This is a genomic window from Butyrivibrio sp. FC2001 (genome assembly GCF_000424125.1).
In the GTDB taxonomy this organism is placed as follows: Bacteria; Bacillota; Clostridia; order Lachnospirales; family Lachnospiraceae; genus Butyrivibrio.
In genome coordinates, this window is record NZ_AUJH01000022.1 from 48,061 (window position 1) to 68,819 (window position 20,759).

Sequence of the window (20,759 nt, forward strand, 5' to 3'; positions counted from 1 at the left end):
ATGAATTACGCTGAGATAAAAACTACAGACATTGCAAATGGAGTAGGAATCAGGACATCTCTTTTTGTATCGGGATGTACTCACCACTGCAAGGGCTGCTTTAACGAGGAAACATGGGATTTTAATTTCGGAAAGCCCTTCACGAAGGAAGTGGAGGACGAGATAATTGAATCCTTGCGCCCTGATTTTGTAAAGGGGCTTACAATCCTTGGTGGTGAGCCCATGGAAGTAGTTAATCAGAAGGCTCTTCGCCCTTTTATTGAGAGGGTAAAAAATGAGCTTCATGATAAAAATATCTGGATTTATTCCGGATATGTGTGGGAAGAGCTTAATGACAAAAACAATAAGCGCTGCCACAGTGAGGACACGGAAGCAATTTTATCCATGATTGATACTCTTGTGGACGGAGAATTTGTTATCGACCTTAAAAATATCTCACTAAAATTCAGAGGTTCATCGAACCAGAGAATCATAAAGGTTCAGGATACATTAAAAGAAGGAAAGATAGTTCTTTCTGAATTGAATAACTGATTATGAAAATAGCTGTCGGAAATATTTCCGACAGCTATTTATTATTATAGGTTATAAAGCTTTCTTGCGTTTTCTTCAGTTATGGCAATTACTTCCTCGGCTGTAATGCCTTTAATTTCTGCAATCTTTGCCGCAACAAGAGGAAGATTTAATGAGGAATTGCGCTTTCCTCTATAGGGCTCCGGAGAAAGATAGGGAGAGTCAGTTTCAAGTACGATCTGTTCGATGGGAGCATATTCTACAACCTCTCTTAATTTTCTTCCGTTTTTGAAGGTAATTACTCCTCCAACTCCAATATAGAAACCCATGTTCAGATATTCTCTTGCAACTTCAACAGAATATGAAAAGCAGTGGATATCTCCTCCGATTTCTTCTGTCTTAAGGGTCTTCATGATGTCCATAGTATCCTTTGCAGCATCACGGGAATGAACAATGATAGGAAGCTTTACTCTTCGTGCCATTTCAATCTGGGCTTCGAACCATTTTTTCTGAATGTCCTTTGAGGGCTCATCATAGTGATAATCAAGACCGATTTCACCAACGGCTACGGCCTTTTCATTAGAGCACATATCCTCTAGCCATCTTAGCTCATCGTCATCCATTTCAGCGCAGTCACTTGGATGAACACCAATAGTTGTGTATATAAAGGGATATTTCTTGGTAAGCTCCAAGGACATCTCAACGGTCCTTTTACTTGCAGTGGCATTTACAATAGTACCGATGCCATTTTCCTGCATTGATGAGAGGAGTTCTGCCCTGTCTTCATCAAAGGCCTCATCATCAAAATGTGCGTGTGTTTCGAAAATCATTAATTACTCCTGAGGTTTTATTTATTTAGTTCATCATATAAAAGATTGGAAATATCGGCAAATTCCTGAAGGCTAAGCTTTTCTCCTCTTATAGAAGGATTAATAGAAAGCTTTTCAAGAGCAGAGACTACCTGCTCTCTTGATATACCAAGATTTCCGTTTGTAACACCGTTAGCCAGAGTTTTTCTTCTCTGTGAAAAGGCAGCCCTTATAACGGAAAACAGGAACTTTGAGTCCTTGGTTTCAACCGGTGGATTCTTGTGGCACTTTAAGTGGATAACAGCTGAATCAACACCCGGCTGCGGGATAAAGCAGCTTGGAGGAACAATCTGAACCATAGAGGGCTCAGTATAATACTGTATTGCAAGGGAAAGAGCACCATAGTCCTTTGATCCCGGCTTTTCAGCCATTCTGTCAGCGACTTCTTTCTGAACCATAACGGTTATACTCTCAATCGGAAGCTCACTTTCAAGTAGTCTCATTAGTATGGGGGTTGTGATGTAATAGGGAAGATTTGCGACAACCTTAATAGGCTTTCCGCCATTTTCTTCCTGAACGATCTTTTCAATATCAACCTTTAAGATATCTTCATTAATGACCTTTACATTATCATAATCAGATAATGTGTCAGCAAGAATGGGGATTAGCATTCTGTCTATCTCAACAGCGATAACCTTACCGGCGCTCTCTGCGATGTACTGGGTCATAGTTCCGATTCCGGGGCCAATTTCCAGTACGGTATCTTCCTTTGTAACTCCGGCGGCTTCCACGGTTCTGCTAAGAACAGAATCATCTATAAGAAAGTTCTGGCCGAATTTTTTTTGAATACTTAGGTTATATTTTTCAATTACTGCTTTTGTGCCCGAAGCACATCCAAGAGTTGGCATATATTTTCTCTCCAATAACATTTATAAAAGCTATATTTGTACATACATTTTAATATATTTCTACGTGCTTCAAAATAGTTTGATACAAATTCGTGAAAAACCGCGAAAATATGCGGATTTTTAATGACACAATTTTGACATAAATAGGTTGCTATGCTAAAATTTCACTATATATAGTATGAAAAAGTTTTAGAGGACAATATTTTGGATAAAACAGAATATAAAATTCGAGCGGAAGAAATCAAATCGCTGATAAGAGCACAGCGTTTTGCAGATGCAGTAAAGATTGCCGACACAATTGACTGGAAAAGGGTTAAGAGTGTCGGTATGCTGTGTGCCATCAGTGATCTGTATAAGGTAAATAGAAGGCTGGAGGAGAGCCGAGACATTCTGCTTCTCGCATACGACAGAAGTCCTACGAGAAGGGAAATTGTATACTCTCTTTGCGAGCTGGCAATTGCCATGGGTGAATTTGTCCAGGCAGTTGAATATTATAAGGAATTTGTGCGACTTGCTCCCAGAAATACAGCAAGGTACATCCTTCAGTACAAACTCTATGAGGCTCAGGAGGTTAGTCTTGAGGAGCGCATTGCGGTACTTGAGGAATATAAGAAGCATGATTATAACGAAAAGTGGGCTTATGAGCTGGCTTATCTTTATCACAGAGTCGGTCTTACAACCGAGTGTATTGAGGAATGTGATGAGCTTTTCCTCTACATGCGTGAGGGCCGCTATGTAATAAAGGCATTGGAATTAAAGGCTTTGCATGAGCCTCTTTCTGCTGAGCAGAAGGCAGTTTATGCGAAGTACAAGGCAGAGATAAGCGGCAATCTGTATGCTCCCGAGGTTCAGGATTCTGTTCCCGGAAAAGATGTTGTTGACGGGAAAAAGGCTCCCACAAGAGAACTTCCTGAATTAACAGAAGAGCAGATTAATGGACAGCCCTACTATCAGAATAATGCAGTAAATGAGCCTGTTTATCAGGCACCGGTATATGAAGCGCCGGTCTATGAACAGCCCATAGCACAGGCACCTGTTCAGGAGGCTCCCATGCAGGAGATTCCTCTTAGGCAGGAAGCTTATGAAGCACCACAGGCAGTTCAGGAGCCCTATCAGCAGGAGATACCTGAACCCTACACAGTTCCTACAGTAAATGTGGATACCTATAACACAGTAGATCTTCAGAAGGAGATTGCTGAAAATCTTAAAGAGGTACTTATCTCAAATCCCGAAGCAGCACTTTTTGCAGATGCTCACGGACCTCAGGTTATCAAGGAGGGTGACGAGACAGAGAGCCTTGATACAGGAGATATGTTCGACACCACAGGTGATATAACAGGTCCCTCTATGTCTGAGCTTTTCTATGAGGATAAGAAAGAGGACGTTGCAGAAAAAGAGCCTGTCAATGTTCCGATAGAAGAGAAAGAGCCGGAGCAGGAGTCTTTGGAAGTACCTACTCCAGAGGATGATGATAATTTCACTGTTACAAAGATATGGAGCGCTGATGAAGTAAAGAAGGCAAGTGAGCCGGCAGCTCCTGCAGAAAATAAAAAGGCACCTATTTCAGAGGAGCTTAAGGACAAGGAGATTGCAGCGAATATTGCAGCAGCCACAATGAATGACCACACCATGTATAAGGGTGTAGTTTTCATGGACGAGCCCCTGCAGGATGAGGTTCCCGGTGCTGTTATCAGACCTAACGTAAGATATCAGATCAACAGTAACAGCCATTTTGATAAGATGCTCTCTCAGGAAACTGACGGACAGATCAGCATTGCAATTGATGATGCAAAGCAGGTTGAGCGCCAGATAACCGGTCAGATCAGTATCAATGAATTCATGAGCGACTGGGAGAATTATAAAAAGCAGCAGCAGGAAAAACAGTACAAGAATGTTAAGAAGCTTATGGCTTCAGAGACAGGCGAGCTGTTTAAGGACTTTGACGAGAACCTAAAGGATGCGCTTTTAGGTGAAGCCGGAGTTTCAGGTATAAAAGAAGAAGTAGCAAAAGAGCCTGTGATCCAGGAAGAAGAAATTATTCCTGAACCTGTTCAGGAGACAGCAAAGACAAGTGATACTCTGGCAGTAGAGGAGACATCACAGGAGATAACACCTGTTGATGATCTTCAGAATACCCAGTCAATAGTACTTATAACTGGTGAGAACCTCGAAGAAGCTACTAATACTGAGAAGGCACCTGAAGAAGATAACGGTGAAGAGAAGGTTGCTGCAGAGGTAGACCTTGGAGAGACTACAGAGATTAAGTCAGAAGAGGTTGAAGAGGCTATAGCGAAGGCTTCCGGAATGAAGGAGCTTAAGGTAGAAGAGGCTCCGAAGGAAGAAGTACAGGAAGAATTGCCTGAGGAGGAATTACCGCAGGAGGAAGAATCTGAGGAGGTACCTTCTGAAGAAATATCTGAAGAAGAAATTCCTGAAGATGAGATTCCTGAGGAAGCTCCCGAAGAAAAAGCAGAGGATATAGAAGAAGAGAAGACAGAAGAGCCTGTAAAGCCTGTTAAGGAAGAAAAGGTTTCCAGAAAACAGGAGTCTGAAGATGCAGACGATTCCGATGACGATACAGAGGATGCAGGACTTGAGCAGAGAGTCCGCGTAATGACTCCTGAGGAGAAGGGTCTCTTTGGACCTTACATCCATTACAAGAAGTCCAGAAAGCAGATAATAAGAGCCATTGATAATCTCAGTATGGCTGCTTATACCAATAATGCCATTGTTACAGGAGAAGAAGGCGCCGGAACAGTGAACCTTGCAAAGGGTCTTATCAAGGCCGTGCAGTCCACAGATTCCAATTTCTCCGGAAAAGTGGCAATGATCACAGCTATGAAGCTCAACAAGAGCTCCGTAAGTTCAATCCTTGATAAGATCGTAAATGGTGCGCTGATCATCAGACGTGCAGCTGACCTTAAGGAGGATACGGTTAAGACTCTTCTTAAACAGCTTCAGAGTGAGAACAAAGGCTATATAGTTGTAATCGAGGATACCAAGGACGACATCGACAGACTCCTTGATAAATATCCGGATCTCAATAAGTGCTTCAATGTACGTGTTGATATAGAGGCACTTGATGATGATTCTCTTGTTGCGTATGCTGAGCAATATGCACTTGAAAAAGAACATATCATAGATAATTTGGGAATTCTTGCGCTTCATCAGAAGATTTCTGAGCGTCAGACACTTGACCATGAGGTTACGGTAGCTGAGGTTAAAGAGATGGTTGATGATGCGATCTACTACGCAGATAAGCATTCAATCGGACATTACTTCGATGTGCTTTTGAGAAAGCGTTATGATAAAGAAGATATGATTATTTTAAGGGAGAAGGACTTCCTTCATTAAGCACATGTTGTGCTATAATGAAAACACTTCAAAAATTTTCTAAAAAGGGGATATTATATGGGTCAGACAGTTTTTATTTCAGACGCAGATGAGTACCTGTTTGGGCAGGGAACTCATTACGATATTTATAAGAAATTAGGGGCACATGTCTCTGAGGAAAATGGCGTTAAGGGGATGTTTTTTGCTGTCTGGGCGCCAAATGCCGCAGCGGTTCATGTGATCGGGTCATTTAACGGATGGGATGAGGATATGTATCCGATGGAAAGAATCGGAAACATGGGAATATATCAGCTTTTCATTCCGGGAGTTGGTACAGGTGAGCTGTACAAATATCTGATACATACACAGGACGGCAGAAAGCTTTATAAGGCAGATCCTTATGCAAACTATGCTGAGCTCAGACCCGGTAATGCTTCAAGAACCACAGATCTTTCCAAATTCAAATGGAGTGACAGCAAGTGGTACGAAGGCAAAAAGGGCAAGGACTTAAATAAGCAGCCCATGGCTATCTATGAATGTCATATCGGTTCATGGATGAAGCATCCTGATGGAACTGAGGATGGCTTCTACAGCTACAGACAGTTTGCAGACAGAGTAGTTGAATATTTAAGGGAAATGAAGTATACGCATGTCGAGCTCATCGGTATTGCGGAGCATCCCTTCGATGGTTCCTGGGGATATCAGGTAACAGGCTATTACGCACCTACATCTCGTTACGGTGAGCCTACAGACTTTATGTACCTGGTTAATCTTCTTCACAAGAATAACATCGGAGTAATTCTTGACTGGGTTCCTGCACACTTTTGTCCTGATGAATTCGGACTTGGATGCTTTGACGGTACATGCATCTATGAGGATCCGGACCCGAGAAAGGGGGAGCACCCTGACTGGGGAACAAAGATATTTAACCTTGCTAAAAACGAAGTTAAAAACTTCCTGATCGCCAACGCACTGTTCTGGATCAAGGAGTTCCATATCGATGGACTCAGAGTTGATGCCGTTGCATCAATGCTATATCTTGATTACGGAAAAAGAGACGGACAGTGGGTTCCCAACAAGGACGGCGGAAATAAAAACTATGAAGCCATCGAATTTTTCAAGCATCTTAACAGCGTGGTCAGAGGAACATACCCTGATGTTATGATGATTGCTGAGGAATCAACAGCATGGCCTAAGATCACAGCTCCTGTAGAGGACGACGGACTGAACTTCAGTTTTAAATGGAACATGGGATGGATGCATGACTTTTGTGAATACATGAAGCTCGATCCCTATTTCAGAAAAGGCGCTCATTACATGATGACCTTTGCAATGAGCTACAACAATGCTGAGAATTATATTCTTCCTTTATCTCATGACGAGGTAGTGCACCTTAAGTGCTCCATGGTTGAGAAGATGCCCGGATACAAGGTTGATAAGTATGCTAACTTGAGAGCCGGCTATACCTTCATGTTTGGACATAGTGGCAAGAAGCTTCTTTTCATGGGACAGGACTTCGGTCAGGAGAGAGAATGGAGTGAAAAAAGAGAGCTTGACTGGTTCCTTCTTCAGGAGGATCTAAACAGAGGTCTTAAGGACTATGTTCGTGACCTTCTCGAGATATATAGAAAATATCCTGCCCTTTACGAAGTGGACAATGACTGGGGCGGATTTGAATGGATAAATGCAGATGATGCAGATCACAGCATTTACAGCTTCTACAGAAGAGCATCCAATGGAAGAGATAATATCTTATTTGTAATTAACTTTACTCCTATGGAGGTTCAGAACTACAAGGTAGGAGTTCCTTTTGCAGGAAACTACAAGCATATACTTGACAGTGCCGATAAAAAATATGCAGGCTGCGGAACAGGTATTCCGGAGAGCATAAAGGCAGAGCCCGGACTTTGCGATTACAAGAATTACAGTATTACAATGACGATCCCGCCTTATGGAGCAGAGGTATTTGTATTCCAGGATCCGGATGCAAAGCCTGAGGAAACTGTAGAAGATAAAAAGGCTGATACAGCTAAGGCAGAAACAAAGAAGACAACTACTAAGAAGACAGCAGCCAAGACTACTAAGAATACTACTTCAAAAAAGACAAAATAAGGCAGCATAAAGATTTTTAAAAATCATTCCGAAATAATAGGTGATAAACATTGAATATGTTTGTCACCTTTATTTTTTTGCAAGATTCGGAGAGACATATGAACGTGAACTTTCAGACTATAAACGGAATGGAATCCGATTTAGAAAAAGCCAGAAAGGGCATGGATGCAGGACAAATACATACTTCGGGGAATATTAAGGGCATGACATTAAAGAGTGCAGTTGCAGTCAGCTTTAATGATGGCCTTAATAATCAGGCATATTCAGAACCCGGTAAAACGAAGAGTGATGTAATGGCAGAGGCTCAGAATACAAACGCTGAGATCCGCCATAATTATATGTCGCTTATGGCCAACAATATGTCGCCTGATGATTTTGCCAGAGCATCCCAGGATGGATTTAATTTTTCAGAGATGGATCCGGACGAAACCGTGACAATCCTCGACAAGATTAAGGCTACACTTGCGATGTCCGGAACTGAGGTAATCGGCTACACAGATGATATTTCTATGGACAAGCTGGCAGAGATAACAGGCAGCAGAGGGCTTGCAGGTGATATCATCTCTTCTTTTTATGAAAATGATATTCCGCTTACAGATGAAAACATAAGCGAAGTGATGACCGCCATAGAAAAAATGGAAGGCATTACTGAGATTAGTGACGGCGCAGTTAAATACATGACACTTAATGATCTGCAGCCAACAATCGAAAATATATACATGGCAGAGCATGCTACAAACGGCCAGGACAGAAAGGGCGGAGCATTTATAGCCCTTGAAGCAGGTGGATACTATGCCAAGAAAGCTAGTGACCTTGACTGGGAATCAGTTAAGGATCAGGCTGCAAGAATTATCGAGGAAGCAGGCTTTGAACCCTCCGATAAAGAAGTCCTTGATAATGCCAGATGGATGATAGAGGATTCCATCCCGCTTACAAAGGAAAACCTGCAGAAGGTAAGTGAGATAAAGAATCTTACTTTTCCCATGGATGAAAAAGAAATTGTAAAGTCAGCTGCAACCTCTATCGCAAATAAAAATTCAGGGGCAGCAGGCCTTACCCAGAATCAGGAAAACCACATGGATAAGGCAATTGAAATCGTGGAAAAGGTGGATGCGATAAGCACAAAATCCATAGACCGCGTAGTTGCAGAATCCAAGCCTGTTACCATTGAAAATTTGTATAAAGAACAGGAAACCATAGATTCAGAAAAGAGTTCTTCTGACCAGAAAGAGAATGAGAAAACCATAATTCCTCTTGATATAAATCAGGAAAAGGAAGCTCTGCTTGCAAGAAAGCAGCTTGAGGAAATAAGGCTTTCAATGACAGTAACAGCTAACCTGAGGCTTTTAGATAAGGGCTTTAAGCTTGAAACCAAGCCAATAAGTGATGTTCTTGAGGCTCTTAACAACGAGATAGAGGCTTTAAACAAAAATCTGTTTAACGAGGAAGGAACCGAAAAATACCTTCTTTTTGAAGACACAACCAGAAAAGTAGATGAGTTAAAGACCTTCCCTGTAGCCTTTATCGGACAGCTTGGAGGTATCCGATCTGCTAATCTTGAGAACATTTACGAAACCGGAAATAACATAAAGCAGAGATACGAAAAGGCCGGTGCAACATACGAAGCAGTGGGAACAGAGGTAAGAGCTGACCTTGGTGACAACATTAAAAAGGCCTTTCGTAATATTGATGAGCTTATTAAAAATGCTGGGCTTGAAGTTAACGACCAAAATAAAAGAGCTGCAAGAATTCTCGGCTACAACCGAATGGAAATATCTGAAGAGAATATCGAAAGAGTAAGAACTGTAGATGAAAAGCTCATGAATGTAGTTAATAAATTAAAGCCAAGTGCAGTTCTTAATATGATAAGGGATGGACACAATCCTCTGAAGATGACACTTGAAGAGCTTGGAAGCGAACTTTCAAGGCAGGACAAGGATTCATCAAAGCAGGAGGAAAAGTATTCCAAATTCCTTTATAAACTTGAGAAAAATGCCGAAATATCTCCTGAGGAGAAGGCATCATACATAGGAATATACAGACTTTTCCATACTCTTAAGGCTACTGACAATGCTGCTATAGGAACGGTTTTAGAGACAGGAGCAGAGATGACAATAGAGAATCTCCTTGCAGCAACAAGAACAGCAAAAACAAGTAAGAAGGGCATGGATTACAAGGTTGATGATGATTTTGGAGGGTTAGAAGCAGCTACCTCTTCAAAGCCTTCAATCTCAGCACAGATAGAAACAGCCTTTGTTTATTACAGTGAGAAAGCTGACATTGTCTATGACAACCTAGAACCTGATAAGCTCCATACAGCCAAGGCAAAGGAAGATATGCTTCTTGATGAACTTGCAACAAGGCTCGAGGAAGCAAAGGAATCAGAGGACAGCCTTAAGGCAGAGATGGATTACCTTAATGAAAGAGCAGAAAGCATCAGAAAAGTAGCGCAGTCCCATATTTCTGGAGAAGCATCTGAGGAACTTATTAAGTACGGCATAGAAGCAAACATAGAAAACGTGCAGGCATACTTAAACCTCAAGGCCGGAAGAAAGGGCAGGGAAGAATCTGTATGGGATCATGCTGAAAAGATAGCAAAGCTGGCATTTAAGGAAACCCGTCAGAAGATGCTAGAAGACCTTATAGAGGAAGAGGATTACCAGGAAGCTTACGAGGAAAAGATTACTGATCTTGCAATGCAGCTTAATGAGATGCTTTCCTACGAAACGGATACATATATTGATGTCAGATCAATTCATCTTATGCAGAAGCAGCTTTCGGTGGCAGCAGGTCTTGCTAAAGAAAACAATTTTGAGATACCTGTGGAAATCGATGGCAGAATCGTTTCAATGCATGTGACATTAAGAGACGGCTCACAAGAGGGAAAAAAGGTTGAAGCAGAGCTGGAGACAGAGGACTATGGACATATTTCCATGGCTATGACAATAGATAATGGAAGGCTGAAGGGAGCCTTTGCAGCAACCTATCCAAGCTCAGGGACACTTGCAGATTATATGACAGAAGTAAGAGAAAGATTTATAGCAGGAATAAGGGAAAATGAACCTTCCCTTGAAGTAGACTCTAAAGATATAGGAATATTTTACCGCAGGCAGGAAGCCGGAACAGCGGTAGCAGGATCGGAAAGTGGAGTTTTCGATAATCGCACATTGCTAAGGATGGCAGAACTTTTTGTACACGCAGTATAGGCATAAAAAGGATCGGAGGTCATCATGCAGATCAATTACAACATTTCAGCAATGATAGCGAACAATGCACTTGTTGCAAACGACAACAAACTTTCAGAATCAATACAGAGACTCTCCAGCGGTCTCAAAATAGCAAATGCTAAGGATAACCCCTCAGGACTGGCAATATCCAGAAGAATGCATGCGCAGATCAGAAGTCTTGAGACTGCAAGCGGTAACTCAGGAGATGCTATCTCAGTAATCCAGACCGCTGACGGAACACTGACAGAGGTTCATGATATTTTGCAGAGAATGAGCGAAGTAGCAATTCAGGCTGCAAACGGAACTAACAGTGAGACCGATCTTCGAATTATCCAGGATGAAGTAGCACAGCTTAAAGAGGAAATCACAAGAATATCAGAGGCAACCCAGTTTAATGGACAGACTCTTCTGGACGGTTCCTTTGATTATAGAGGCTATGTCACAATCGATGATGTAACAGAGCCCAATGTCACAGTAAACAGCTATAGTGACGTTATCGATAGCGGAAAGTATTACATAGAAGGCCTTTACTGTGAATATAACGAGAGTACCGGTGAGGTTACCCTTGTAGATGATAAGGGATATAAAGCTGATTCTGTAAAAGTCGATGTCACCAGAATAACAATGGCCCAGGGCAGAGAAAAAGAAGTTAACTACATGTACCAGGCAAACGTCAGCGTTGACGGAGACATTATCAAGCTGTCCACAAGAGATGGAAAAGAGATAGAAATAAAAGCCAACAAGAATCTCGAAGGAGAGAGAATAGACATGGAGCTCACCAGAAAGGGTGCCATGACTATGCAGGTTGGTGCTAACGAAGGACAGACCCTTGATATCAGAATACCCAAGATAACCCTGACAAATCTTGGTATTGCATATACCGATGTCAGCAGAACCTATACAGATGATCTGATCGATGCAGTAGAGTTCATTAATAATTGTGATTACCTTACAGCTGTAGAAAAAGAGGCGATCATAAATACAACATATTACAACGCCGAAGATGAGCGCCTGGATTATACAAGGGGACAGGATGGAGAAGTCCTTCATTTCATCAACGTTGAAGAAGCAAGAACCATAGCAGAAGCCAGAAGAAGATGCGACAATGGTGAAATAACAGAAGAGGATTACAACAAAATATTAGAAAACGTAGAAGCTGCATCAGATGAGCGCATAAAAGCAGCACCCCATACGGGTGCCGATCAGGCAATAGAGGATATCGGCAATGCTCTTCAAAAGATTTCCGATATTCGAAGCAGACTTGGTGCATATCAGAACAGACTTGATCATACAGTCAGCAATATAGATGTCACAAATGAAAACATGACAGCAGCATATTCCAGAATAATGGATGTGGATATGGCTGAGGAAATGACAGTTTACTCAACTCAGCAGGTACTGTCACAGGCAGGAACCAGCATGCTTGCACAGGCAAACGAAAGACCTCAGCAGGTTTTACAGCTCCTTCAGTAATTATTTTGGAATTGAGGTAATCTGATATGACACAGGAAAAAATACAGGTTTATACAAGAAGAATCACAATGGCAAATAAAACCCAGATGATCACAATCCTCTATGAGATGGTTCTTGATTATCTCGCTGAGGCAAAGGATGCACTGGAATTAGACGACAAGAAGGGTTTTTCGGAAGGATTATCAAAAGCGATGAACTGTATCGATGAGCTGATACATTCCCTAAATCTTAATTATGAACTGGGGAAAAACCTTCTTGCTCTATATCTTTTTGAAAAGAGACAGATCCTTATAGCGACAGCAAAAAACAGTGATGAGGAACTGAATCATGTAAACAAAACCTTCGAAGCTCTTCACTCAGCCTATGTTCAACTTGAAAAGATGAATAATGATGAGGCCCTTATGACAAATGTACCCAAGGTATACGCAGGTCTGACCTACGGAAAGGGCAATTTAAAGGAGAGTTTTGCTGACAATGTTATGTCCAGAGGATATATGGCCTAAAAATTTAAAAAAAGCTTAATATTTACAATTTGGGAATTTTTCCTACTATATATTAATAAAACAGCCGAACAGGTAACTTTTTAGTGATCTGTTCGGCTTATTTATTGGCCGTACATATAAAAATAAGAATTCCTTAAGAAAAAAATCGAAACAAAAAAACACGGCATTTAGTGGGGTTGTGCATTCAGAAAGCTTTTGATAATATCGTCACCGTTGTCCAAGAAAAATTGGAAATGGATAGGCAACATCAGTTTTAAAAACTAAATATGCCGGTGTAGGCATTCTGTCCCCTGATCATTCTTTAATGCATTCGCATAAGCACCGGCATATTTACAAATCTCTATGAAAGGAAAAAACAATGACACTTTCGGTTTTATATTGCCTGGCTGCAGGGTCAGCAATTACAGATATATTGAAAAACAAAATTTTTAACGCCTGGCTCCTTATCGGAGCTCTGGCAGGAGTGATGATGAGCTTCCTGGATAAGGAAATGAACATCTCCATTAAAGAGATGGGAATAAAAATGCTGATAACCTTTTTAATACTTATTCCGGTTTACATGGTGAAGGGCATCGGCGCAGGTGATCTTAAACTACTTACTGTTATATCACTGTTCCTCCCTACGGGTGAGCTTATCTGCTGCATGATAATGTCCTTTGTTATCGGAGCTTTGATCGGAATAATAAAGATCATTGTTAAAGGTAAAATGCGACAAACAATCCACTTTGCGGTTCCGGTACTTATTGCAGTACTTCTGGTGACCGGAGAAAACGCACTGGTATGTATGTGATTTACGAGGAAATGAATTATGAATAAGAACATCTTAATAATATGCGACAGCGATAAGAACTATTTGAAAAAGCTTGATGGTTACATAAGAGATAACCTCAGCATCTCATTTGAGATATATGGGATCACGGATACAGACAGACTTTCAGGCTTTATAGAAAAGGGAAAGAACATTTTACTTCTGATATCTCAGTCACTATATGAAAGGTCAGCTATAAATGGCTTTGAACATGTACTGGTTTTAAGAGAAAAAGAAAAATGTCTTTCCGAGGATGAGCCAACCTACGGTAATCAAAATGCTGATATCAGATATACAGATAAATATCAAAAGAGCGAAAAGATTACGGATACAATTCTTAGCATGTGTCTCGATATTCCGGGCCTGGTAGTTAAGGGGAAGGACACCTTATCTGAAGACAGAATGAAGGTGACAGGGTTTTATACGCCTGTACTTAATAATAATCAGACAAAGGAAGCGATTACCTATGCAAAGGAACTGTCTAAAAATAAGAAAACCATCTATATAAATACGGACTGTCTTTGCACCAATGAAACTATACGAAACGAAGCTTATGAAGAAAATCTGATAGATCTTATGTACTTTGCGGAATGTGCAGGTGATAAATTCGGCATTTATTTAGAGAGAATACTTAAGCATGACAATGAGATGGATTTTATTCCAGCTTCCAATTCTGCCTGTCAGAGCAGAATGATCACTGCAAAGGAATATGAAAAACTTATCGGAATGATAGGTAGCACCGGAAAATACGAGAATCTGATCCTGGATATTTCCGAGGGAGTAAGAGATCTTTTCGGAATGATCCATCTGTGTGATGAGCTTTATATGCTTTGGGATGATGATTACTTTGCAACTATGAGAAGCAATTTGTTTTTGGAAGAACTTAAAAATGATGACAGCTTTGATATGAAGAAGCTCCACAGGATAAGCAGGAGCGGAGGAAGCGTGCTTTGAAACATGAAGATCTGAAAATAAAAATAAGAGAAAACATTCTTGAGAGCATGGATTTTACCAGAGATGTTGATGACGAAGAGATGCTTGAAAGAATAGACAGAGGAATACTAACAGAGTGTAAGAACATAAAACTCTCTCTTGATGAGAAGGTTAGACTAAGGCAGGAGCTTTTCTTTTCGATAAGAAAGCTTGATGTCTTACAGCTCCTGGTGGATGATCCGGAGATCACGGAGATCATGGTAAACGGAACCGACCACATCTTTGTTGAAAAAAATGGCAGACTTTTCAGACATGAAATGAGATTTGAATCCGTCGCTAAGCTCGAGGATGTCATTCAGCAGATAGTAAGCAAATGTAACAGAGTAGTAAATGAAGCGTCTCCTATAGTTGATGCCCGTCTTGAAAACGGATCCCGAGTGAATGCGGTGCTTCCTCCGGTCGCACTGAACGGACCGATACTGACTATACGAAGGTTTCCGGATAATCCCATTACCATCGATAAGCTTATCAGCATTGGTTCAATTGAAAAGGATCTTGCAGAATACTTACAGACACTGGTAAAGGCTGGTTATAACATTTTTATATCCGGCGGAACGGGTTCTGGAAAGACTACATTCTTAAATGCATTATCTGACAGCATTCCAAAGGATGAGCGAGTTATTACGATAGAAGACAACGCTGAGCTTCAGATAAGGCATGTCCCCAACCTTGTTAGGATGGAGACACGCAATGCCAATGTGGAGGGATGTAAGGAAATCACCATTCGTGACCTTATAAAATCTTCGCTCAGAATGAGACCTGACAGAATTGTCGTTGGAGAGGTCAGAGGTGATGAGTGCGTAGATATGCTACAGGCTATGAATACCGGTCATATATCAATGTCGACAGGTCATGCCAACAGCGCAAAAGACATGCTTTCAAGACTTGAGACAATGTTTCTCATGGGAATGGATATACCCTTGTCAGCGGTCAGAGGGCAGATCGCCTCAGGAATAGATATTATTGTTCAGCTTGGAAGACTCAGGGATAAAACAAGAAAAGTCCTTGAGGTATGCGAGCTGACAGGAAGGATTAACGATATGACAGACGAAATAGAGATTCGTACACTTTATAAATTTCATGAGACTGGCACAAACGAATCCGGAAAAATAGTCGGAGAATGGAGGTGCGAGAATGAACTTGAAAATGTATCAAAGCTGGAAGCGGCGGGTTTTGGAGCTCAAAGTAACAGCGTTTGATATTCCACTTATAGGAAGAAACATTCTTATTCTTTTCATTATCGGAAAACTCTTCTATGGCAGTTTTATTGCATCAATTCTGATGTTTCCACTGTCGATCCCCTGGTTTGTTATTCAAAAAGAAAGAAAGCAGAAGAAAGAAAATCATGATCTTGGAATTCAGTTCAAGGATGCAATGATGTCTGTTCTTGCTGCAGGAAAAGCAGGATATTCTATCGAAAATTCTTTTTCTGAAGCAATACATGACATGCGCATTCTTTACGGAAAAAGTTCGCCTATCTGCAGGGAGCTCCTGAGCATAGAGCAGGGAATTAAGAATAACGTCACCATCGAGGCCATGATCAGGGAGCTTGGAAAAAGAAGCAAAAACAAGGATATAGAAGAATTTGCAGGAGTTTTTGCAATAGCGAAAAGAAGCGGCGGAAATATGACTGACACTATAGAAAGGTGCATCGACGTCATAGGAAAAAGAATGGAAGTTGAAAATGAGATAGACGTCCTTATAGCAGCAAAGCGTATGGAAGCCCAGATTATGGAGGCCGTACCCTTTGGGATCATGACTTATGTCGGTATAACGAACCCCGGATTTTTTGATGCTCTGTACGGAAACATCCTTGGAATAACCGTGATGACAGCCTGTCTTGTGATCTACATCGCAGCATACATACTCATGCAAAGAATAATAGATATCGAGATTTAGAAAGAGACACACATGAAATATATATACGTTTTGTATTTGGTTATTCCCCTGTACATGATGCTTCTGGCTCTCCTTTCATCTGATGAGAGTATCTCCGAGGAAGAAGCAACATCCGGGATTGAGAAACTGTTTATGAAAACAGCCTCCTACATATATAGAAGGTTCTTGAGGAAAAACAGGTTTTTCCTAAGTTCTCCCGGAAGAAGACATGTGAAGGATAACCTAATAAAGCTTGACTCAGAGGGGGACATAAATAAAAAGCTTTCCTCTTATTACATAAAGAAAATTAGCACCATGCTGATACTCATATTCATGGGATCAATGCTTGCAATCCTTGCAGCATATTCTTCGGGCAGGGAATCAAACCTTAATGCTGAAGGCGAAATCATGAGAAGCGACTATGGCAAGGGAGAAAAGGAAGCAAGGCTTGTTGCGGTTGATGAAAATGGTGAAAGCGTCGGAGATTTTTCACTAAAAATAAGTGAGATCGAATACACGAAAGCTGAAGCGGAGAAGCTCTATACGAAGCTTATCAGCGAGCTTTCTACTGTAATAGTTGGAGAAAACAAAGACCTAAACCATGTAAAAGAGGATCTTTATCTTCCTGACAAAATTAAAGGCTATCCCTTCGAAATATCCTGGAAATCCGATAATATCGATGCCCTTCATTCCGACGGGAAGACCATAAATGATGACATTTCGTTCAAAGGAGAAAAGTCTCTTCTTACAGCGACTATTAAATACAAGGATTACGAATGGGAGCATGTCTTTGACGTAAAGGTAATCCCTAAAGACTTTACTGATGAGGAAATCCTGTACCAGGAGGTAAACGAGAGCCTTACAGAGACAGAGGAAGAAACAAGGACTAAGGACAGCTTTTCACTTCCTGCAGATGCTGAAGGAATAACACTTTTCTGGAAAGAGAAGACAGAGGATAACAGCTTTTTGATTCTTCTTATGTCAGTCATTGCAGCAATTTCAATATTTGCTATGGGTGACAAGGACCTTTCAAAGAAGGTTGAGGACAGACGAAAGCAAATGACTTTGGAGTATCCGGGATTTGTATCAAGACTTGTTCTTTATATGGGAAGCGGAATGTCAGTAAGAGCAATCCTTATGAAGTTTTCCAAGGAATATAAAGAGCATATCAGGGAAGGTGGAAAAAAGAGCTTTTTATATGAAGAGATAACCAAAAGCTGCAGAGAGCTTGAGAGCGGAGTCCCGGAAATAAATGTATATGAGCGTCTGGGAATACGCTGCGGCTCACAGCAGTACGCAAGACTTGTGACACTTTTGTCACAAAATCTCAAAAAAGGAAATTCGGAAATGCTGACGCTTCTTCGCGAGGAATCAGATAAAGCCACATTGGAGAGAATGTCCTATGCAAGAAAGCTCGGAGAAGAGGCCGGAACAAAGCTTCTTGTTCCGATGGTAATGATGCTGCTAATCGTAATGGTAGTTATCATGGTGCCGGCATATCTCTCATTCTGACAGAGAGTAATCGCCCACAGGGTGTTACTTATAAATAATATTTCAACACAAGGAGGAAAAATGAAGGAAACATTATTAAAAAGGGTTTCTTTATTAGGAGCCCGATCAAGAGACCTGGCATATAGTGCCAAAGAAAAATTTAAGGAACTGATAAATGATGAGTCAGGAATGGGAACGGTCGAAGTAATTCTCATAATCGTTGTTCTCATTGGATTGGTCATAGTTTTCAAGAAGGAGATAGACGGACTTGTTACCGAGATCTTTAAAACAATTAACGACGATGCGGCGAAGGTTACAGGCTGATGCCTATATGACCGTGTATCTGTCACTTTCGCTGACAATAATTCTTGCGCTTATTCTTGCACTCCTACAGGGTGCGAGAAGCGGCGCAGTGAAAATGAAGTCGGAGCTTTCTATGGATATAGCGATGAACTCAGTGCTTGGAGAATATAACAGAGAGCTTTTCGATAAATACGGACTTCTTTTCATCGACACAGCTTACGGAACAAATACAGGGTCAATAATCAAAACAAGAGAGCATCTGGAAGATTATTTTTCAAAGAACTTTGAGATGACAACAATCGGAAAAGTTACAGGAAGAACAACGCTGATGCCGGCAAAGCTCAGTGAGGTGAATATAACGGGTTACTCCTTTGCATCAGATGGCGGCGGAGCTGTTTTAAGAAGGCAGATCCTTAAATACATGGAAGTGGATCCGGTAGAAGCAGCGATTGGAAGCATTCAGGATAATGTGGATGAACTTAAAAGAAGCGGCTTTGATGAAACAGATGTGGAACAGGAAGCAAATGACAACCAAAGTGAGATATCGCAGCCACATTATGCAGATACCGATGGCAACGGTGAGGATGAAACCTATTACGCTGATAACCCTGCCGGACAGGTAACAGCCCAGAAAAGTATAGGAATCCTTTCCCTTGCAGCTCCCGACATAAATGCAATATCTTCAGCTGCAATCGATTCCTCGGTATACGCATCAAACCGTAGCCTTAATAAAGGAACAGGACTTGATGAATCTGAGGATACAGGAATCGGACCGACACTCCTATTTGAGAAATATCTTCATGAAAAATGTGGATGCTATGGGCAGAAGAAGGAAGATACCAGATTAAAGTACGAGCTTGAATATATCTATGCCGGGAAGGACAGTGACTATGCCAATCTTGAAAAGGTGGTCGAAAAACTCTTTCTCTGGAAGGAAGCGGCAAACTTTGCATACATCATGTCAGACGCAGCAAAGCTTGCAGAGGCTGAGGCATTGGCACTTACTGCATCGGTATTATTAACCCTCCCCGAGCTTCAGGAGGTCATTAAGATGGCAATAGTCTTTGCCTGGACCTTCGCAGAGACAATATCAGACCTAAGGATTCTACTCAGCGGCGGAAAGGTTCCGATCATAAAGACAGCTGAATCCTGGAATCTGTCCATCGAAAACATGCTTGAATTCAGGGATCACCTGAAAAATGGCGGCGGGTCAGGACTAAGCTATGAGGATTATCTTAATATGCTCATCTTTATGGAAGGTAAGGATAAGAAAACAAAGAGACTAATGGACATCATTGAGATGAACATAAGAAAAACGGAAGGAAATTCCGGATTCAGGATAGACAACTGCGTAGATGTATTAAGTGCTCAGTTTGATATTAATGGTGCATACAACAAAAGGATAGAAATAGAGCGTGTCTATGGTTACGAGATGTTTGAGTAAAACAGGAGTAGCCAGCGATGGCCTTTTTCAATAAATAATACAAATAGGAAAAAATAAATTGGAAAATAAAATGGAAAATCGTTCGAAGAAATCTATGGTAATTGATAGTTTCATAAAGGACTTTGTGCTTCTTCGGGCCTATCGAAAAAGGTCATCGTTGGCTGCTTCTGTCACAGTTGAGGCATCAATAGTGCTCCCTATATTCCTATTCTTTTTTGTAAATCTTTTATGCGTTTTTGACATTCTAAAACTCCAATGCGATTTGGAAGCAGCCTTACATCAGACAGGCAGCCAGATAATGATCAACAAAGCTGCTACAAAATCCTTTTTAGGATACGGAGAAGGTGGCACAACTGAGGATATAGTGTCCGGCGCAGTAAATGCTGCGATGGCAAGCCGTATGGTTAAGCAATACCTTGGCGAGGACTATTTAGAGCACAGCCCTATCTGCAACGGATCATCAGGACTTAGCTTTGCGCAGACAGCCCTGGAATCTGACGGTGATGTCATAGATATTGTCGCAACATATAAGGTACATCCGCTCTTTGGAATAGCTGCCTTTAAAAACTTCTCTGTTGAGGGTAGATTTTATGGGCATGCATTTACGGGCTATGACGTTAGAGGCGAAGCCCTGGAGGATGATGAAGAAGAGGATGAGCTTGTATATATCACTGAGAGCGGAACAGCTTATCACAAAAGCCTTGATTGTTCTCATCTTAAGCTTTCTGTCAAAAGCGTCTCCAAAAAAGAAGTCTCATCAAAGAGAAATAAGGACAGAGGAAAGTTTTACCCCTGTGAGTACTGCGGAAAAAGAGCAGGACAAACAGTCTATATAACCAATTATGGAAACAGATACCACAGCGACAGAAACTGTAGTGGAATAAAAAGAACTATAAAAACAGTACGCCTATCTGAGGCAGCAGGCAGAAGTCCATGCAGTGAGTGCGCCAGATAAAAATGAAAGGAT

At 41.2% G+C, this 20,759-nt stretch carries 16 protein-coding genes; 14 read left to right on the plus strand and 2 right to left on the minus strand.

The features are described from left to right. The gene (nrdG, locus tag G601_RS0111075) at positions 1–531 is read left to right on the plus strand and encodes an anaerobic ribonucleoside-triphosphate reductase activating protein (RefSeq protein WP_026665389.1); all 531 of its coding nucleotides are present in this window, start codon (positions 1–3) and stop codon (positions 529–531) included. A 44-nt stretch (positions 532–575) separates the two neighbouring features. On the opposite strand, the gene G601_RS0111080 is transcribed toward nrdG, so the two are convergent. Together G601_RS0111080 and rsmA are read right to left on the minus strand one after the other, a co-directional pair. Then, positions 576–1,340 (minus strand): TatD family hydrolase, encoded by a 765-nt coding sequence (locus G601_RS0111080; protein ID WP_026665390.1) that lies wholly within the window; start codon positions 1,338–1,340, stop codon positions 576–578. A gap of 17 nt (positions 1,341–1,357) precedes the next feature. Next, on the minus strand, positions 1,358–2,227 hold the full coding sequence (gene rsmA, locus G601_RS0111085; RefSeq protein ID WP_026665391.1) for a 16S rRNA (adenine(1518)-N(6)/adenine(1519)-N(6))-dimethyltransferase RsmA: 870 nt from the start codon (positions 2,225–2,227) through the stop codon (positions 1,358–1,360). A 204-nt stretch (positions 2,228–2,431) separates the two neighbouring features. On the opposite strand from rsmA, the gene G601_RS0111090 reads away from it, so the two are divergent. The 13 genes from G601_RS0111090 (at position 2,432) to G601_RS0111150 (ending at position 20,747) form a co-directional block, all read left to right on the plus strand. Next, positions 2,432–5,581, plus strand: coding sequence for a tetratricopeptide repeat protein (locus G601_RS0111090; protein ID WP_026665392.1), 3,150 nt, complete (start codon positions 2,432–2,434; stop codon positions 5,579–5,581). 57 nt (positions 5,582–5,638) lie between these two features. Next, positions 5,639–7,672 carry a 1,4-alpha-glucan branching protein GlgB gene (gene glgB, locus G601_RS22950; RefSeq protein ID WP_081673502.1) on the plus strand — a complete coding sequence of 678 codons (2,034 nt, stop codon included), beginning with the start codon at positions 5,639–5,641 and terminating at the stop codon, positions 7,670–7,672. Positions 7,673–7,770: 98 nt separating this feature from the next. Next, complete coding sequence (locus G601_RS0111100; protein WP_026665393.1) at positions 7,771–10,878, plus strand: DUF6240 domain-containing protein; 3,108 nt, start codon at positions 7,771–7,773, stop codon at positions 10,876–10,878. A 24-nt stretch (positions 10,879–10,902) separates the two neighbouring features. Continuing rightward, positions 10,903–12,372, plus strand: coding sequence for a flagellin N-terminal helical domain-containing protein (locus G601_RS25045; protein WP_051205762.1), 1,470 nt, complete (start codon positions 10,903–10,905; stop codon positions 12,370–12,372). A gap of 26 nt (positions 12,373–12,398) precedes the next feature. Further along, the gene (locus tag G601_RS0111110) at positions 12,399–12,875 is read left to right on the plus strand and encodes a flagellar export chaperone FliS (protein WP_026665394.1); all 477 of its coding nucleotides are present in this window, start codon (positions 12,399–12,401) and stop codon (positions 12,873–12,875) included. Between the two features lie 358 nt (positions 12,876–13,233). Then, positions 13,234–13,665, plus strand: coding sequence for a prepilin peptidase (locus G601_RS0111115; RefSeq protein WP_026665395.1), 432 nt, complete (start codon positions 13,234–13,236; stop codon positions 13,663–13,665). A gap of 18 nt (positions 13,666–13,683) precedes the next feature. Then, on the plus strand, positions 13,684–14,637 hold the full coding sequence (locus G601_RS0111120) for a hypothetical protein (RefSeq protein WP_026665396.1): 954 nt from the start codon (positions 13,684–13,686) through the stop codon (positions 14,635–14,637). Between the two features lie 47 nt (positions 14,638–14,684). Next, on the plus strand, positions 14,685–15,875 hold the full coding sequence (locus tag G601_RS0111125) for a CpaF family protein (protein ID WP_051205767.1): 1,191 nt from the start codon (positions 14,685–14,687) through the stop codon (positions 15,873–15,875). Next, positions 15,850–16,575: a type II secretion system F family protein gene (locus tag G601_RS22960; protein ID WP_051205763.1), complete on the plus strand. Its 726-nt coding sequence runs from the start codon at positions 15,850–15,852 to the stop codon at positions 16,573–16,575. Before G601_RS0111125 ends, G601_RS22960 begins: the two co-directional genes overlap by 26 nt. A gap of 12 nt (positions 16,576–16,587) precedes the next feature. Then, a complete protein-coding gene (locus G601_RS0111135) occupies positions 16,588–18,066 on the plus strand; it encodes a type II secretion system F family protein (RefSeq protein WP_026665398.1) in 1,479 nt (492 codons plus the stop codon). Positions 18,067–18,126: 60 nt separating this feature from the next. Then, positions 18,127–18,369, plus strand: coding sequence for a Flp1 family type IVb pilin (locus G601_RS27435; RefSeq protein ID WP_035786885.1), 243 nt, complete (start codon positions 18,127–18,129; stop codon positions 18,367–18,369). Continuing rightward, on the plus strand, positions 18,347–19,792 hold the full coding sequence (locus G601_RS0111145; protein ID WP_196808872.1) for a DUF5702 domain-containing protein: 1,446 nt from the start codon (positions 18,347–18,349) through the stop codon (positions 19,790–19,792). The genes G601_RS27435 and G601_RS0111145 overlap by 23 nt, the downstream gene beginning before the upstream one ends. Before the next feature lie 94 nt (positions 19,793–19,886). After that, the gene (locus G601_RS0111150) at positions 19,887–20,747 is read left to right on the plus strand and encodes a hypothetical protein (RefSeq protein ID WP_207638047.1); all 861 of its coding nucleotides are present in this window, start codon (positions 19,887–19,889) and stop codon (positions 20,745–20,747) included. Positions 20,748–20,759: the final 12 nt, after the last annotated feature.

What these genes read in the sequence shown, in the direction of transcription:
- G601_RS0111145 (WP_196808872.1), top strand. Translation starts at nt 18,347, where the DNA reads ATGCGGCGAAGGTTACAGGCTGATGCCTATATGACCGTGTATCTGTCA.
- G601_RS0111120 (WP_026665396.1), top strand. Translation starts at nt 13,684, where the DNA reads ATGAATAAGAACATCTTAATAATATGCGACAGCGATAAGAACTATTTG.
- G601_RS0111135 (WP_026665398.1), top strand. Translation starts at nt 16,588, where the DNA reads ATGAAATATATATACGTTTTGTATTTGGTTATTCCCCTGTACATGATG.
- G601_RS25045 (WP_051205762.1), top strand. Translation starts at nt 10,903, where the DNA reads ATGCAGATCAATTACAACATTTCAGCAATGATAGCGAACAATGCACTT.
- G601_RS0111125 (WP_051205767.1), top strand. Translation starts at nt 14,685, where the DNA reads ATGGATTTTACCAGAGATGTTGATGACGAAGAGATGCTTGAAAGAATA.
- G601_RS0111115 (WP_026665395.1), top strand. Translation starts at nt 13,234, where the DNA reads ATGACACTTTCGGTTTTATATTGCCTGGCTGCAGGGTCAGCAATTACA.
- glgB (WP_081673502.1), top strand. Translation starts at nt 5,639, where the DNA reads ATGGGTCAGACAGTTTTTATTTCAGACGCAGATGAGTACCTGTTTGGG.
- nrdG (WP_026665389.1), top strand. Translation starts at nt 1, where the DNA reads ATGAATTACGCTGAGATAAAAACTACAGACATTGCAAATGGAGTAGGA.
- rsmA (WP_026665391.1), bottom strand. Translation starts at nt 2,227, where the DNA reads ATGCCAACTCTTGGATGTGCTTCGGGCACAAAAGCAGTAATTGAAAAA.
- G601_RS0111150 (WP_207638047.1), top strand. Translation starts at nt 19,887, where the DNA reads ATGGTAATTGATAGTTTCATAAAGGACTTTGTGCTTCTTCGGGCCTAT.
- G601_RS27435 (WP_035786885.1), top strand. Translation starts at nt 18,127, where the DNA reads ATGAAGGAAACATTATTAAAAAGGGTTTCTTTATTAGGAGCCCGATCA.
- G601_RS0111080 (WP_026665390.1), bottom strand. Translation starts at nt 1,340, where the DNA reads ATGATTTTCGAAACACACGCACATTTTGATGATGAGGCCTTTGATGAA.
- G601_RS0111110 (WP_026665394.1), top strand. Translation starts at nt 12,399, where the DNA reads ATGACACAGGAAAAAATACAGGTTTATACAAGAAGAATCACAATGGCA.
- G601_RS0111100 (WP_026665393.1), top strand. Translation starts at nt 7,771, where the DNA reads ATGAACGTGAACTTTCAGACTATAAACGGAATGGAATCCGATTTAGAA.